Annotated in this window: 17 protein-coding genes and 1 pseudogene; 12 read left to right on the top strand and 6 right to left on the bottom strand. The window is 64.3% G+C overall.

What is annotated here, in order from left to right; all coding sequences use genetic code 11:
• Window positions 1-121 precede the first annotated feature (121 nt).
• From trbB to G455_RS0106455, 11 genes are read left to right on the top strand one after another with little or no spacing between them, the layout of a single operon-like run.
• Window positions 122-1,072 (top strand): P-loop NTPase family protein, encoded by a 951-nt coding sequence (gene trbB / locus G455_RS0106405; protein WP_456153977.1) that lies wholly within the window; start codon window positions 122-124, stop codon window positions 1,070-1,072.
• On the top strand, window positions 1,069-1,401 hold the full coding sequence (locus G455_RS0106410; protein WP_028092936.1) for a TrbC/VirB2 family protein: 333 nt from the start codon (window positions 1,069-1,071) through the stop codon (window positions 1,399-1,401). Before trbB ends, G455_RS0106410 begins: the two co-directional genes overlap by 4 nt.
• A complete protein-coding gene (locus tag G455_RS0106415; RefSeq protein WP_028092937.1) occupies window positions 1,401-1,682 on the top strand; it encodes a VirB3 family type IV secretion system protein in 282 nt (93 codons plus the stop codon). The genes G455_RS0106410 and G455_RS0106415 overlap by 1 nt, the downstream gene beginning before the upstream one ends.
• Before the next feature lie 6 nt (window positions 1,683-1,688).
• Window positions 1,689-4,199, top strand: coding sequence for a conjugal transfer protein TrbE (gene trbE, locus G455_RS0106420; RefSeq protein WP_028092938.1), 2,511 nt, complete (start codon window positions 1,689-1,691; stop codon window positions 4,197-4,199).
• Window positions 4,196-4,978 carry a P-type conjugative transfer protein TrbJ gene (gene trbJ, locus G455_RS0106425; RefSeq protein WP_028092939.1) on the top strand — a complete coding sequence of 261 codons (783 nt, stop codon included), beginning with the start codon at window positions 4,196-4,198 and terminating at the stop codon, window positions 4,976-4,978. The genes trbE and trbJ overlap by 4 nt, the downstream gene beginning before the upstream one ends.
• A gap of 17 nt (window positions 4,979-4,995) precedes the next feature.
• Window positions 4,996-5,292 (top strand): putative entry exclusion protein TrbK-alt, encoded by a 297-nt coding sequence (gene trbK-alt, locus G455_RS0106430; RefSeq protein ID WP_028092940.1) that lies wholly within the window; start codon window positions 4,996-4,998, stop codon window positions 5,290-5,292.
• 4 nt (window positions 5,293-5,296) lie between these two features.
• Window positions 5,297-6,649, top strand: coding sequence for a P-type conjugative transfer protein TrbL (trbL, locus tag G455_RS0106435; RefSeq protein WP_028092941.1), 1,353 nt, complete (start codon window positions 5,297-5,299; stop codon window positions 6,647-6,649).
• Window positions 6,646-7,335 (top strand): conjugal transfer protein TrbF, encoded by a 690-nt coding sequence (gene trbF, locus G455_RS0106440; RefSeq protein ID WP_028092942.1) that lies wholly within the window; start codon window positions 6,646-6,648, stop codon window positions 7,333-7,335. Before trbL ends, trbF begins: the two co-directional genes overlap by 4 nt.
• A complete protein-coding gene (gene trbG, locus G455_RS0106445; RefSeq protein WP_028092943.1) occupies window positions 7,332-8,360 on the top strand; it encodes a P-type conjugative transfer protein TrbG in 1,029 nt (342 codons plus the stop codon). The genes trbF and trbG overlap by 4 nt, the downstream gene beginning before the upstream one ends.
• Complete coding sequence (locus G455_RS0106450; protein WP_028092944.1) at window positions 8,357-9,478, top strand: TrbI/VirB10 family protein; 1,122 nt, start codon at window positions 8,357-8,359, stop codon at window positions 9,476-9,478. Before trbG ends, G455_RS0106450 begins: the two co-directional genes overlap by 4 nt.
• 2 nt (window positions 9,479-9,480) lie before the next feature.
• The gene (locus tag G455_RS0106455; RefSeq protein ID WP_028092945.1) at window positions 9,481-9,720 is read left to right on the top strand and encodes a DUF2274 domain-containing protein; all 240 of its coding nucleotides are present in this window, start codon (window positions 9,481-9,483) and stop codon (window positions 9,718-9,720) included.
• Here G455_RS0106455 and G455_RS25950 read toward each other — a convergent pair.
• From G455_RS25950 to G455_RS0106475, 6 genes and pseudogenes are all read right to left on the bottom strand, one after another.
• Window positions 9,653-10,369, bottom strand: coding sequence for a LysR family substrate-binding domain-containing protein (locus G455_RS25950; RefSeq protein WP_229861740.1), 717 nt, complete (start codon window positions 10,367-10,369; stop codon window positions 9,653-9,655). The genes G455_RS0106455 and G455_RS25950 overlap by 68 nt on opposite strands.
• Window positions 10,370-10,486: 117 nt before the next feature.
• Window positions 10,487-10,633 (bottom strand): annotated as a pseudogene (locus G455_RS26885) (LysR family transcriptional regulator); the annotation flags it as partial.
• Between the two features lie 266 nt (window positions 10,634-10,899).
• Complete coding sequence (locus tag G455_RS0106460; protein WP_028092946.1) at window positions 10,900-11,391, bottom strand: Hsp20/alpha crystallin family protein; 492 nt, start codon at window positions 11,389-11,391, stop codon at window positions 10,900-10,902.
• Window positions 11,392-11,432: 41 nt separating this feature from the next.
• On the bottom strand, window positions 11,433-11,831 hold the full coding sequence (locus tag G455_RS0106465; RefSeq protein WP_028092947.1) for an Hsp20/alpha crystallin family protein: 399 nt from the start codon (window positions 11,829-11,831) through the stop codon (window positions 11,433-11,435).
• A 15-nt stretch (window positions 11,832-11,846) separates the two neighbouring features.
• Window positions 11,847-12,275 carry an Hsp20/alpha crystallin family protein gene (locus G455_RS0106470; protein ID WP_028092948.1) on the bottom strand — a complete coding sequence of 143 codons (429 nt, stop codon included), beginning with the start codon at window positions 12,273-12,275 and terminating at the stop codon, window positions 11,847-11,849.
• A 266-nt stretch (window positions 12,276-12,541) separates the two neighbouring features.
• Window positions 12,542-13,477, bottom strand: coding sequence for a zinc metalloprotease HtpX (locus G455_RS0106475; protein WP_028092949.1), 936 nt, complete (start codon window positions 13,475-13,477; stop codon window positions 12,542-12,544).
• A 187-nt stretch (window positions 13,478-13,664) separates the two neighbouring features.
• On the opposite strand from G455_RS0106475, the gene ftsH reads away from it, so the two are divergent.
• Window positions 13,665-15,497, top strand: a complete 1,833-nt coding sequence (gene ftsH, locus G455_RS0106480) for an ATP-dependent zinc metalloprotease FtsH (protein WP_028092950.1) — start codon at window positions 13,665-13,667, stop codon at window positions 15,495-15,497.
• Window positions 15,498-15,543 lie beyond the last annotated feature (46 nt).

Raw genomic sequence — 15,543 nt, forward strand, 5'->3', positions numbered from 1 at the left:
CATTTACGGCTTTCTTAATCGACCCCGATCCAGGGCGGCCTGTTGGAGGCGCCCGTGAGGGAACGGGGCCGGCATGGCGAAGACCGATCAGAGACCAGAAGTGAACCGGAGAGGCGCGCGGATGCTGCGCACCGCGCTCGGGCCGGCGATCGCCGGGTTTCTGGACGACCCCATGACCGTCGAGGTGATGCTCAACCCCGATGGGCGGCTCTGGGTCGACCGGCTTTCGGAGGGGCTGGCCGACAGCGGCAAGACGCTGAGCGCAGCGGACGGCGAGCGCATCGTTCGACTGGTCGCCCATCATGTTGGCGTCGAAGTTCATGGACTGTCCCCTCGCGTCTCTGCGGAGCTTCCGGAAACCGGCGAGCGCTTCGAGGGGCTGCTTCCGCCCGTGGTCGCTGCTCCGGCCTTCGCCATCCGCAAACCTGCCGTCGCCGTCTTCACCCTCGAAGATTACGTCACCGCCGGAATCATGACCGGGATGCAGGCCGAGGCGCTGCGTCTGGCGGTCGCCACCCGCGCCAACATCCTCGTCGCCGGCGGCACGTCCACGGGCAAGACCACGCTAACCAATGCGCTGCTCGCCGAGGTAGCGAAGACGCAGGATCGCGTCGTGATCATCGAGGATACCCGGGAACTGCAATGCGCCGCGCCGAACCTCGTGGCGATGCGGACCAAAGATGGCGTCGCCACGCTATCGGAGCTTGTCCGATCCTCGCTGCGTCTGCGCCCCGATCGTATTCCGATCGGTGAGGTGCGTGGCGCCGAGGCGCTGGACCTGCTCAAAGCCTGGGGCACCGGCCATCCCGGCGGCATCGGCACCATCCATGCCGGTACCGGGATCGGCGCGCTGCGCCGTCTCGAGCAACTCATCCAGGAAGCCGTCGTTACCGTGCCCCGCGCCATGATCGCGGAGACCATCGACCTCGTGGCCGTCCTGGCCGGGCGCGGCTCCGCACGGCGTCTGGCCGAACTCGCCCGCGTCGAGGGCCTGGGGCCGGACGGCGACTACCGGATTTCCCCCGCCATTTCAGAACCCGCCATCCCTCACGAACAAGGAGACCCCGAATGATCCGTCACGCCTTGCGCATCCGCCAGCACATCGCCACTGCGGTCGCCGCCACTTATGTCAGCCTGTTCATCGCTCCGGCTGCCCACGCCTCCGGGTCTTCCATGCCCTGGGAAGCGCCGCTGCAATCCATCCTCGACTCCGTCGAGGGGCCGGTGGCCAAGATCGTGGCGGTGATCATCATCATCGTCACCGGTCTGACGCTGGCTTTCGGCGATACCGGCGGTGGCTTCCGGCGGCTGATCCAGATTGTCTTCGGGATTTCCATCGCCTTTGCGGCCTCGTCCTTCTTCCTCAGCTTCTTCAGCTTTGGTGGCGGAGCGCTGATCTGATGGCGGTGAGTTTCGAAGCCCTCGACGCCGTACCGGGGTTCAGCGTGCCGGTTCACCGCGCGCTGACCGAGCCGATCCTGCTCGGCGGAGCCCCACGCTCGGTCGCCATTCTGAATGGCACGCTCGCCGGTGCGGTCGGCCTCGGGCTTCAGCTCTGGCTGGTCGGGATCCTGATCTGGGCCGTCGGCCAGATCGCTGCCGTCTGGGCGGCCAGGCGCGATCCGCTCTTCGTCGAGGTCGCCCGCCGCCATCTGCGCATTCCCGGTCATCTCTCGGTGTGAACCCCCATGATGAATCTCGCAGAATACCGTCGCACCGCCTCGCGCCTCGCCGACTACCTGCCCTGGGTGGCGCTGGTCGGGGAGGGCGTGGTCCTCAACAAAGACGGCTCGTTTCAGAGGACGGCGAAGTTTCGGGGTCCCGATCTGGACAGCGCCGTCGCGGCCGAACTGGTCGCGGTCGCCGGACGGTTGAACAACGCATTCCGCCGCCTCGGTTCGGGTTGGGCGATCTTCGTGGAAGCGCAGCGCTCTGAGGCCGCGACCTATCCTGCAAGCACCTTCCCGGATGCGGCATCGGCGCTGGTCGATGCCGAGCGCAAGGCCGATTTCGAGGAGGAGGGGAGCCATTTCGTATCCGGCTATTTCCTGACCCTCCTCTGGCTTCCGCCCGCCGAGGATGCGGCACGCTCAGAATCCTGGCTCTACGAGGGCCGCGAGACCTCAGGTGTGAACCCCTGGGAACAGGTGCGCGGCTTCATCGATCGTACCGATCGCGTGTTGGCGCTGCTCGACGGCTTCATGCCGGACTGCCACTGGCTCGATGACGCCGATACGCTCACCTACCTGCATTCGACGATTTCGACCAACCGACACCGCGTGCGCGTGCCCGAGGTGCCGGTCTATCTCGACGCGCTCTTGCCCGACCAGCCGCTGGCCGGCGGGCTGGAGCCGCGCCTGGGCAATCAGCATTTCCGCGTCCTGACGATCACCGGCTTTCCCGGCGCCACGACCCCGGGCCTGCTCGACGATTTGAACCGGCTGGCCTTTCCCTATCGCTGGTCGACCAGGGCCATTCTCATGGACAAGCTGGATGCGACGAAGCTGCTGACCCGGATACGCCGTCAGTGGTTTGCCAAGCGTAAGTCCATCGCCGCGATCCTCAAGGAGGTGATGACCAACGAGCAATCCGCGCTGGTCGATACAGATGCCGCGAACAAGGCCGCCGACGCGGACATGGCCCTGCAGGAACTTGGCGCGGACGTGGCTGGCATGGCCTATGTCACCGCGACGATCGTGGTCTGGGACGAGGATGTCCGCCGCGCTGACGAGAAGCTGCGGCTGGTCGAGAAGATCGTCCAGTCCCGCGATTTCAGCGTCATGGTCGAGACGGTCAACGCCGTCGATGCCTGGCTCGGAAGTCTTCCCGGCCATGCCTATGCCAATGTCCGGCAGCCACCGATCAGCACATTGAATCTCGCCCATATGATCCCGCTCTCGGCGGTCTGGGCAGGGCCGGAACAGGATGAGCATTTCGGCGACGCTCCGTTGCTCTACGCCAGGACCGAAGGCTCCACCCCGTTCCGGTTTTCTCTTCATGTCGGGGATGTCGGTCACACCCTCGTCGTCGGCCCGACCGGCGCGGGCAAATCCGTGTTGCTGGCGCTGATGGCGCTTCAGTTCCGGCGGTACTCGCGCAGCCAGGTCTTCGCCTTCGACTTCGGCGGCTCGATCCGCGCCGCTTCGCTCGCCATGGGCGGCGACTGGCATGACCTCGGCGGAGAACTGACCGACGCGGACGAGAGCTCTGTCTCGCTACAGCCCTTGGCCCGCATTCACGAGACGTCGGAGCGCGCCTGGGCGGCCGACTGGATCGTCGCCATCCTGACGCGCGAGAACATCCAGATTACCCCGGATGTGAAGGAACATATCTGGACGGCACTGACCTCGCTGGCCTCGGCCCCTGTGGGCGAGCGGACCATGACCGGCCTCGCGGTCCTGCTGCAGTCCAACGACCTGAAGCAGGCGCTCCGCGCATATTGCGTCGGGGGGCCCTATGGCCGGCTGCTCGATGCCGAGACCGAACAGCTGGGATCGTCGGATGTGCAGGCCTTCGAGATCGAGGGGCTGGTGGGAACCGGCGCGGCGCCCGCCGTCCTCTCTTACCTGTTCCACCGGATCGGTGATCGGCTCGACGGACGCCCCACGCTGCTCATCATCGACGAGGGCTGGCTCGCGCTCGATGACGATGCCTTCGCGGAGCAACTCCGCGAATGGCTGAAGACGCTCAGGAAGAAGAATGCTTCTGTGATTTTCGCGACGCAGAGCCTCAGCGACATCGACGGCAGTACCATCGCACCGGCGATCATCGAAAGTTGCCCGACACGGCTCCTGTTGCCCAACGAGCGGGCCATCGAGCCCCAGATCACGACCATCTATCGTCGCTTTGGCCTCAATGGCCGGCAGATCGAGATCCTCGCGCGGGCCACGCCCAAGCGCGACTACTACTGTCAGTCGCGGCGCGGCAACCGGCTGTTCGAACTGGGCCTCAGTGACGTTGGGCTCGCGCTGTGCGCGGCATCGTCCAAATCGGATCAGGCGCTGATTGTCGAGATCTGCGCCGGGCACGGCCAAGACGGCTTCCTCGCCGCCTGGCTGAAGGCGCATGGCCTCGATTGGGCCGCCGACCTGATCCCCGAGCTCACCAATCTCGCCATCGACGCAGAAGGGGAATCTCCGGCCTCCGCTGTTGTTGAGGACGCCGACATCGACCTTGAAGAAGAGGAAGTCACACCATGACACGCAAGATTACGTTTCGGTTCGCCGGCCCGTCGCTGTTCGCCCTCGCGCTGGCGATGCCCATGGCCATGTCGCCCATCGCAGCGCCCCCCGCCCATGCGCTCTTCGGCATCGGCGGGGGGCCTTTCATCGTCTACGACCCGACCAACCATGCCGAAAACCTCCTGACCGCGGCGCGCGCTCTGGAGCAGATCAACAACCAGATCGCACAGCTCCAGAACGAAGCGCAGATGCTGATCAACCAGGCGCGCAATCTCGCCAACCTGCCGTATTCCGCGCTCCACCAAATCCAGCAGAACGTCAGCCGCACACAGCAACTCCTGGCCCAGGCGCAGAACATCGCCTTCGACGTGCAGAGCATCGACCAGATGTTCCAGCAGGACTATGGCAACCTCTCCCTGACGGCGACCGACCAGCAGCTGATCGCTGAGGCCCGGTCTCGTTGGGAGAACACCGTCGGTGGTCTGCAGGATGCGATGCGCGTGCAGGCCGGTGTCGTCGGCAATATCGAAGCCAATCGTGCCGAGATGTCCGCGCTCGTGGGGCAGAGCCAGAACGCTGTCGGTGCTCTGCAGGCCACGCAGGCGGGCAACCAGCTCCTCGCCCTGCAATCGCAGCAGCTCTCGGATCTGATCGCGGTGATCTCGGCAAACGGTCGCGCCAATGCGCTGACCGAGGCCGAGCGCGCCACCGCTGCAGAACAGGGCCGCATCCAGCGCGAACGCTTCCTGACGCCGGGTGCGGGCTACCAGCCCGGCAACGCGCAAATGTTCAACTGAGGCCGGAAGGGGAGACAATGGAGGGGAAGGTGCTGGCCCGGATCGCGGCCATCGTGTTCGTGGCGATCGCGATCACAGCCACGGTGATCGAGATGACACGCGAGGATGCTCCCGTGCCGGCCAGCACCGCGCCCGCGCTCCAGCCATCTGCCGATCCTCTCCGCGCGACGCTGCGCCGGTGCCAGCAGCTCGGTGAGGCCGCCGCCAGCGATGCCGATTGCCTCGCCGCCTGGGCCGAGAGCCGTGACCGGTTCCTTGGCCGGACGCCAGCGCCCTCTACTCCAGCCGCCTCGAACACCCGCGAAGGACAATAGGCAGATGGGCGGAACCGGCGTCATCGACAACTTCCTGGGCATCTTCACCAGCTATATCGACAGCGGGTTCGGGCTGCTCGGGGGTGAGGTGGCTTTCATCGCCACCACGCTGATCGTCATCGACGTGACGCTGGCGGCGCTGTTCTGGGCCTGGGGTGCCGATGACGATATCATCGCCCGGCTGGTGAAGAAGACTCTCTTTGTCGGGGTCTTCGCCTATATTATCTCCAACTGGAACAACCTCGCCCGGATCGTCTTCGAGAGCTTCGCGGGCCTCGGTCTGATGGCCTCGGGCACCGGGTTTTCCGCCGCCGATCTTCTGCGCCCCGGCCGCGTCGCCCAGACCGGGCTCGAGGCCGGACGGCCGCTGCTCGAAAGCATCTCCGATCTGATGGGTTGGGTCGCGGTCTTCGAGAACCTCGTCCAGATCCTCTGCCTGTTCTTCGCCTGGGCGCTGGTGATCCTCGCCTTCTTTATCCTCGCGGTGCAGCTCTTCGTCACCCTGATCGAGTTCAAGCTCACGACCCTCGCGGGCTTCGTGCTGATCCCATTCGGCCTCTTCGGCAAGACCGCGTTCATGGCCGAGCGCGTGCTGGGCAACGTCATCTCGTCCGGCATCAAGGTTCTCGTCCTCGCCGTGATCATCGGCATCGGATCGACGCTCTTCGGCCAGTTCACCGCTGGCTTCGGCGGCGTGACGCCGACCATCGATGATGCCATGGCGATTGTGCTGGCCGCCCTGTCTCTGCTGGGCCTCGGTATCTTCGGTCCCGGCATCGCCTCGGGTCTGGTGTCCGGCGGGCCCCAACTCAGCGCGGGGGCGGCCATAGGCACCGGCCTTGCCGTTGGTGGCGCTATGATCGGGGCCGGAGGGGCGAGCATGCTCGCAGCGCGCGGGGCCGGGTCCGCGCTCTCCGGTGGTGCCGCCCTCGCACGCGGCGGCGCCACCGCGGCGGGCGCTGCCTCGAGCGCCTACACGCTCGGCTCGATGGGCGGAGGTGGTCTCTCCGGCGGGATGGCTGGTGTGGCGCGCGCCGGGGCCGCTGCCGCGGCATCACCGCTCAAGAAGGCGTCCTCTCGCGCGGCTGGCGGGATCCAGTCCAGCTACGCCGAGGGCGTAAAGGGCGGTGTTGTGGCGACGGGCGGAACCACCTCGATGGGCACGGTCGGCGGCGCGGCACCTGAGCCTGACAGCTCCGGCCCGTCCGCTCCCGATGGCCCGCCAGCCTGGGCGAAGCGCATGCGCCATAGCCAGGCCGTGAGCCATGGCGTGCGCGCTGCCGCCCACGCCGTCCGGTCCGGCGACAGCCATGGCTCGGGCTCCTTCGTTAATCTCTCCGAAAGGGATCGCTCATGAACCTCTTCAAGCGCTCCGCCACCCATTATGGCAAGACACCTCAGCCAGAGACGCCTTACCAGAAGGCCGCGCAGGTCTGGGATGAGCGTATCGGCTCCGCCCGTGTTCAGGCCCGCAACTGGCGCTACATGGCCTTTGGCAGCCTGATCCTGGCGGCGGGTTTTGCTGGCGCCCTGGTCTGGCAATCCGCACGCGGCACAGTAGTGCCCTGGGTCGTTCAGGTCGACGCGCTCGGCGAGGCCCAAACTGTCGCGCCAGCCTCCACCGACTACGAGCCCACCGATCCCCAGATCGCGTTCCATCTTGGCCGTTTCATCGAACAGGTCCGGTCCATCCCCGCCGATCCGATCATCGTGCGGCAGAACTGGCTGCGCGCCTATGAGTTCACCACGGATCGCGGCGCGGCCGCGCTCAACGATTTCGCCCGCGCCAACGACCCGTTCACCCGCGTCGGTCGTCAACAGATCGCTGTCGAGGTGTCCTCGGTCATCCGGGCCTCGCCGGGATCGTTCCGCGTCGCGTGGACCGAACGCCACTACGAGAACGGCCAGCTTTCCACGGCCGAGCGCTGGACCGCGATCCTGACCGTCGTGATCCAGACCCCGCGCAGCGCCGAGCGCCTGCGCGCCAATCCCCTTGGAATCTATGTCAATGCGATCTCCTGGTCGCGGGAGATGAGCCAATGACTGGCACGCATGTTCGTGAGACCAGAGCTCCGATGGTCAGTACGCCGACGTTGGTGGCCCTGCTGCTGTCTGCGACGGTGCTGGAGGGGTGTGCCAGCAACCCGGTGCCGGAATTCAGCTACGACGAGTCCGTGCCACCGCTGCCCACTCCGCCCGCCTCGGCTGCCGAGGAACGTCCTCGGCCACTGCACACGCCGCCGGTCTGGACAGTGGCGCATGGCGGAGCGGTGGCAGGCACACCGACCGGACGTATCGAAAACGCCAATGCTGCCGCCCGGATCGAACCGCGTCGGGAAGGCTATTACAATGCGATCCAGATCTATCCCTGGTCGGAAGGCGCCCTCTATCAGGTCTATGCCGCGCCGGGTCAGATCACCAACATCGCACTCGAGCCGGGCGAACGTCTGACCGGCGCGGGTCCGATCGCCGCAGGGGATACCACGCGCTGGATCATCGGTGACACGGAGAGCGGGTCCGGATCCACCGCCCGCGTCCACATCCTCGTCAAACCGACGCGGGACGACATCTCGACCAATCTGGTGATCAGCACTGACAGGCGGGTGTATACGATCGAGCTGCGTGCGCGCGAGGCACTCTACATGCCCTCGGTCGCCTGGGCCTATCCGGCAGCGCCCCGTGGTGGGCGACAGGCCATGGCAACCGCGCCGACCATTCCTGCGCCCTCTGCCCGCAATCATCGCTACGGCTTGCAGATTCAGGGGGAAAGCCCGCCCTGGCGCCCGGTTTCTGTCTTCGACGACGGCCGTCGCGTCTATGTCGTCTTCCCGGCTGGCATCGCCCAGGGCGAGATGCCGCCGCTCTTCGTGCTCGGCGCCGATGGAGAACCGCAGATCGTCAACAGCCGTATCCTCCGGAACGTGCTGATCGTGGATCGCCTCTTCGGCGCCGCCGAGCTCCGGCTGGGAGCAGGAGACCGCCAGCAGGTGGTCCGGGTCGTGCGCATGGAGGAGCGCGAGGCGGATGCGCGGACGGAGGGGGATGCGCGAAGGGGTGGGGCGTCATGACTGAAACCGATACCGCAGCTCCGATGCGTCTGCGCCCCGATCCGCCGCGCGTGACCAGGCTGTCGCGCAAGGTTCTGGCCGGTGTCGGAGCGATCGCGCTGTTCGGCATCGGGGGTGCGCTGATCTATGCGCTCCAGACCCGTGAGGCAGGGCCGGGAGGTGGAGAACTCTATTCCATAGACAACCGACCGGCAGCGGACGGCCTGGAAGGGTTGCCGTCCGACTATACCGGCCCGGTTCTGGGACCCGCGCTGCCCGGTGACCTCGGGCGGCCGATCCTCGATGCGCAGGAGCGGGGAGTGCCCGTAGGCCCTCCGCCGATTGTGGGCCCGACCGTCGATCCGGACGCGGAGCGCCGCAGGGCAGAGGAGGAAACCGCGCGTCTGAGCGGTGTCTTCTTCCAGACGGCGTCTGGCGGGGCAACGACGGCCGGGGCCGGCGTGAACCTTCCGGGCCTGGGTGGCTCCGAGCAACCTGAGGGGAGTCGGCATACGGCTTTCCTCAACGGTCCGGTGGACCGGCAGACCGTCGCATCGGATCGCATTCAGCCGCCAGCCTCGCCGTACATCCTTCAGGCGGGAGCGGTGATACCCGCCGCGCTCATCACCGGCATTCGCTCCGATCTCCCGGGGCAGATCACCGCGCAGGTCACCGAGAATGTCTATGACAGCCCGACCGGATCGCTGCTGTTGATCCCACAAGGAACCCGCATCATCGGCCAATACGATGACGGCGTGACGTTTGGCCAACGCCGCGTGCTGCTGGTCTGGAACCGCCTGATCCTGCCGGGCGGTCGATCCATCGTTCTCGAACGTCTGCCGGGGGCGGATGCGAGCGGCTATGCCGGTCTCGAAGATGGCATCGACTACCATTGGTGGGACCTGATGCGCGCGGCAGGCCTGTCAACACTTCTCGCGATCGGCGCGGATCTCGCCACCGATGACGAAGACCGCCTGGTCCAGGCGATCCGCGATGGCGCAGTGGACACGATTAACCAGGCCGGTCAGCAGATCGTCCAGCGTCAGTTGCAGGTCGCGCCGACGCTGACCATCCGGCCAGGGTTCCCGGTCAGGATCATCGTCACCCGCGATCTGGTATTCGAGAACGCAGGAGGGTGATCATGGCGAAACTGAAGCTTGGGCCGTTGCCCGATGACAAGCCGGTTAAGGTGACGGTGGAATTGCCCGCGCCGCTTCACCGCGATCTGGTCGCCTATGCCGAGGTGCTGGGGCGGGAGACGGGGCAGCCTGTAAGTGATCCTGTGCGGCTGATCGTGCCGATGCTCCAGAGGTTTATTGCGACAGATCGCGGGTTTGCGAAGGCGAGGCGTGCGGCTCAAATCCACAGAGATGCTCACTGATAGCCGCGCTTCTTTCCGACCCTGCTTTTGTCCTCGCCATGCTCAGAAGACGCCTGAACGCGGGGTTGTCGTTATTCGGCGACCAGATTGCAGAAAACGGAAGGCGCTCGCCCTTGATCGGTCGAAAGACCACTCCCGGATGGGTCGTCACTGTCATTGCCTCGCTGACCACGGTCAAACCTCGCCCAATGGCAACCAATGACAGCAGGTTATCTCGACTTACGGACTGCACATGTATGTCAGGGTGCCAACTGAGCTCTGCCAGCTTCCTCACCAGATAGTCATAGATCTCTTGGCCTGGCGCTGTTTCGCTGACCATGAAAGCCTCGCCGCTAAGCTCGCGCCAGTCGACTGCTGTCCGGATGGCTAACTCATGGCGTTCAGGCAGGACAACGAAAACACCTTCCGACCACATCAATGCGCTGTCGCAATCTTGCCAGGTTCGGGTTCCGGTTAGGAAAGCGACGTCGAGTTTGAGCCCGCGAATGGCAGCGACGTGTTCTTCCGGGTTTCCATCGATCAATTCGATCTGCACATGATTGTGCTGCCCCCCGAAGGAGCGCAGCAATTCGGCCAGAAAGCCCGAGGCAATCGATGAATAAATGCCGACTCTTATACGGCCGTTTTCCGATCTGCCAAGTGCCGCCATCGCGTGCAAGCTCTCATCAAGCCCGCGAATTATCTGACGTGCGCGAGGTAGAAATTGTTGCCCGGCGCGGTTTAGGGTCACACCGCTTCGATGACGGTGGAACAAGGATGTTCCGAGGCGATCTTCGAGATCGCAGATGCATCGACTGATTGATGACTGCTGGACACCCATCGTGCTTCCAGCCTTTCGGAAACTGCCATGATCGGCTGCATTAACGAAGCACCGCAGGTGCCGAAACTCAATGTCACGTGCTCTCCTTTTCATCGTGTGTCATCCGCTCGATGCCCCCATAGGTGGGTCTCGCACTCGATCGTGCAGGGTTCTGGTGCCGTGCTTTTGACGAGATCGTTCGTCCATTTTAGCTATGTGAACTGCTGGGAAGTACTTTTGCGGAAGACCAGTCCCGGGCAACTGCCTGAAGTTCCAACCGGACCTGCATCGCTCTCTCCCGATTGGATTTAGCCGTCCAAGACTGGAGAAGTGTAGGTCGTCGTGCCGACAGCACGGTGCCGCCGGCACGCCATTTGGCATCAGGCGTTTTTCACCTCGATGCGCTTGACCTTGGCCTGCGCCTCCGGGGTCTGCGGCAGCTTGATCGTCAGCACGCCGTTCTTGAAGCTGGCATCGGCCTTCTCACCGTCGACTCCCGGCGGTAGCGGGATCGTGCGATAGATCGCGCCATAGCTGCGTTCGGAGAGATAGTAGCCCTTCTTCTCCTCCTGCCGCTCGATCTTCTTCTCTCCCTTGATGGTCAGCATGTCGTCGGTCACGGTGACCTCGATGTCCTTCATTTCCATCCCGGGCAGTTCGATCGATACCTCCACGTGATCTTCGGTCTCGACCACGTCGGATTTCGCCTCGCCGCCTCCCCATGGCCAGTCGAAATCGCCGACGCGGTTCCAGAAGCCTTCGAACACACGGTTCATGTCGCGTTGAAGGGTGGCGATGGGGTTCTGGTCATCACTTTTCGGGTCGGGCGCATGATCCTTCCGCGCCCAGGGGATCAGGTCCTTGATCTGCATATGAGTCCTCCTTTCTTCTTTTTGGGTGCGACATGTCGGGTTTACGAAGCCGTTACCGTGATCTTTTTGGGTTGGGCTTCCGCTGCGCGCGGCAACGTCAGGGTCAGCACACCATTCGAGACCTGCGCGCCGATCTTGTCGGGGTCGAAGTCGTCGGACATGGTAAAGGCTCGCTCGAAATCGCCCTCGCCGTATTCGGCATAGGCCAGTTGCAGCTTCTCGGGCTGTGTGGTGTGGACCTTGCCGCGGATCGTCAGCACGCGCTTTTCGAGCGTGATGTCCACGTCCTCGGCGGCGACACCCGGCATCTCGAGTGTCAGCGTCACCTCGTCAGCGGTTTCGACGATGTCGGTCAACGGCCTGTAGATGCGACGCCCGGTGGTGGTCTCCGGTGTCTCGGCCGGGGTCTTGTCGGCAGTATGAGTCACGTCGTTGGTCATGGATCAGTCCTCCTCTTACGCAGCCTTGATCTCGATTTTCCGCGGCTTGTCCTCTTCGGGGCGGCCAATCACGATGCGCAGCACACCGTTGGTCATCCGCGCCTCGACCTTGTCCTCCGCGGCCACGAAGGGCAGCCGAACCGAACGGGCGAACTTGCCAAAGCCGCGTTCGTTGCGGTGCCAGCGGGCGCCTTCCGGCATTTCGGGAGCCTTACGCTCGCCGGAGAGTGTCAGCACATTCTCCTTCACCGAAATGTCGATGTCGGCTGGGTCCACGCCAGGGAGTTCTGCCGTGATCGCGACCGCCTCGTCGCCCTGCCAGATGTTCACGGCGGGGAAAACGGGCTGGGTCACGCGGCCAGGAGAAGTCCTCTCAAAATCGCGCAGCATCGAGCGCATCAGCGCAAACGGATCGCTGCGACGTGTGTAGGTGGGATAGAGCATGTTGCGCCTCCTTCGTTTCAGTGGACGGCGTGGATTTGTCACCACGCCACTGAACGCCCGCGGAGAACGGACATGCTTCGAGGTTCGCCATTTCGGCGGTGGTCTGGAGCGTTCGCGTCTGCCATGCGTTCCCCTCGGGCGAACGCCAGGCGGTCCGCTGAATCAGCCGAACCTGTCGCGTATCCGTGAAACCCCAATTGGGCGTTCCGCTGCGGATAAAGTGTTGCTTATTTGCAGCTTCAAGGCCTCAGCGCAAAAAAATGTTCTCATCGATAGACGCCCCAAGGCCCGTAACGCGGCGTGGAGACGCGCACAGTCCGCGGTGCGTTCAGGGGAACGGACGGTTGGACCGGTCGGCTGGGTCCGGAAAGTGCGCGCAGTCGCCGGATTCGATCGGCGGTGGGCGGGTGCGTGCGCAGGAGCGAGGGTTCGGGGATGCGGCGACCGGGCAGGAACATCTCTTCCCAGACCCGCCCGACGCGGCGTTCCAGCTTGAGGAGGGCCGAAGCGAGGCCATCGGGATCGCCGGTCAGCTCGGCGCCGCCCCTGTCGGCATCGTATTCCCGGGCCCGCGACAGCGCGAGCTGAAGAAGGGCCATGATCGTGGGTGAAAAGATCAGGACAAGTGGTACCTGCCAAGGCACATAAGCCGCGCCGGCCAGGATGAGCGGCAGGTTCAGCAGCAGGATAAGTTGCCCAACCCAGGACGCGAGCGACACTGCGCGCGACATCGCGTCGGCCAGACCCATGATCCAGAGATCGCGGTTGGCGATGTGAGCGACCTCGTGCGCCAGGACCCCGGCCAGTTCGCGCTGGTTCATCAATCGAAGAAGACCATCGCTGACGCAGACGGCGCTTTCATCCGGAGAGCCCATAGCGAAGGCGTTCGGCATCTGGCTCGGTACATAGTAGAGTTCCGGTATACGTGGCAGCCCGGCGCGGCGTGCGAGTTCGGCCAGTATCGCCATGCCCTCTGGAAATTCCCGCCCGCTGAGCCTGCGTGCGCCGTAGGCGTTCAGTAACAGGCGTTTCGGGATGCCGGGTGACAGCAGCAATCCCAGTAAGGATCCGATGACGATCGCAATCGCCAAGCCCTGTCCCGCAATCGCTGAAACGATGAACCAGGCGATGACCGCCATACCCGCCAAAAGCAGGATGGATTGGAGCAGGTTCAGGAATTTGTGGCGCGGCGTCGCAGTCATGATCGCAATAAATTTCACTCGCAGCTAACGGGAAGTGGCACGCCACGGGATGTAAGAATTTTGGGCATCGTTGCCAGCTTCGATCTTTATGTCGGATCCCTCTTGAACTCGGCTCAGGCAATACCAATCTGGCCGAGTGTGATAAATCAGCAACATCTCTACGGGTTGGCGCCGAGGAGAGAAGGGGATGGAAAAGAGAACCGAATTTAACATCTGGTACTGGATCGTCGCGTTTTTTGCGGTGATCTTTATTCAGGATCTGATCGCCAGCTACCGCAGCATCGCACCGATCAGCTACAGCCAATTCGAACAGTATCTGGCCGACGGCGACATCGCTTCGGTTGCGGTCGGGTCCGATACGATCACCGGCACCTTCGAGACTTCCATCGACGGCCGCTCTGGCTTCGTCACCACGATCGTCGATCCCGCAATTCTTGAACGGCTGGACGACGCGAATGTTGAGATCACCGGCGTTCCGCAAAACACCTGGATCGGGGCGCTTCTCTCCTGGGTGGTGCCTGCAGTGGTCTTTTTCGGTCTCTGGATGTTCGTCTTTCGCAAGTTCGCCGAGCGTCAGGGCTTTGGCGGTTTCCTGCAGGTCGGCAAGAGCAAGGCCAAGGTCTACATGGAGAAGGAAACCGGCGTCAGCTTTGCAGATGTGGCCGGGGTCGACGAGGCCAAGGCCGAGCTGGAGGAAGTGGTCGATTTCCTGAAGACGCCCGAGGAATACGGCAAGCTCGGCGCCCGTATCCCGAAAGGCATCCTGCTGGTCGGCCCGCCGGGTACCGGCAAGACCCTTCTGGCGCGGGCCGTGGCGGGCGAGGCGGGCGTGACCTTCTTCTCGATCTCCGGCTCTGAATTCGTCGAGATGTTTGTGGGCGTCGGCGCCGCAAGGGTGCGCGATCTGTTCGAGCAGGCCCGCAAGAACGCACCCGCGATCATCTTCATCGACGAGCTCGACGCGCTCGGCCGCGCCCGCGCCTCCGGTCAGATGGCCGGCGGGCATGACGAGCGCGAGCAGACGCTGAACCAGCTTCTCACTGAGCTGGACGGCTTCGACCCGTCGTCGGGGATCGTGCTGCTAGCGGCCACCAACCGGCCGGAAATCCTCGACCCGGCGCTGCTCAGGGCCGGGCGCTTCGACCGGCAGGTGCTGGTGGACAAACCCGACAAGAAGGGCCGCATCCAGATCCTCGGGGTACACATGAAGAAGGTGACGCTCGCACCGGACGTGGATGCCGAGAAGGTCGCCGCGCTGACCCCGGGCTTTTCCGGAGCGGACCTGGCAAATCTGGTCAATGAGGCGGCGCTATTGGCAACCCGCCGAAAGGCCGATGCGGTGACCATGGAAGACTTCAACAACGCAGTAGAGCGTATCGTCGCCGGGCTGGAAAAGCGCAATCGTGTTCTGAACGCGCGCGAGCGGGAAATCGTGGCGCATCACGAAATGGGGCACGCGCTGGTCGCGATGGCGCTGCCGGGGATCGATCCGGTGCACAAGGTCTCGATCATCCCGCGCGGGATCGGTGCGCTCGGCTATACGATCCAGCGCCCGACCGAAGACCGCTTCCTGATGACCCGCGAGGAACTGGAGAACAAGATCGCCGTTCTTCTGGGCGGGCGCGCGGCCGAGAAGGTCATATACGATCACCTTTCGACCGGTGCCGCCGACGATCTGGTGAAGGCAACCGACATCGCCAGGGCCATGGTCGCGCGCTACGGCATGGACCCCGATCTGGGCCATGTCAGCTATGATACCGAGCGGCCCGGCTTCCTTGGCACGCGGGATCAATCCGCCTGGCTCAACCGCCGCCACAGCGAGGCAACGGCCGAGCGGATGGATACCGCTGTCAAGGCGATCATCGACGACATCTTCGGGCGTACGGTCGCACTTCTCGACGCGAACCGGGCGCTGCTGGAGGAAACGTCCCGCGATCTGCTCGACCGCGAGACGCTGGACGAGCCCGACCTTCGGGCCATCGCAGAAAAGGTCCGTGCTCAGGAGGTCGAGGCGGCCTGAACACAGAGACCCAGTCCGGACGTTCCGGCTGGGAGCAAGACGGAGG

The sequence above is a fragment of the Pseudodonghicola xiamenensis DSM 18339 genome, assembly GCF_000429365.1.
In the GTDB taxonomy this organism is placed as follows: Bacteria; Pseudomonadota; Alphaproteobacteria; order Rhodobacterales; family Rhodobacteraceae; genus Pseudodonghicola; species Pseudodonghicola xiamenensis.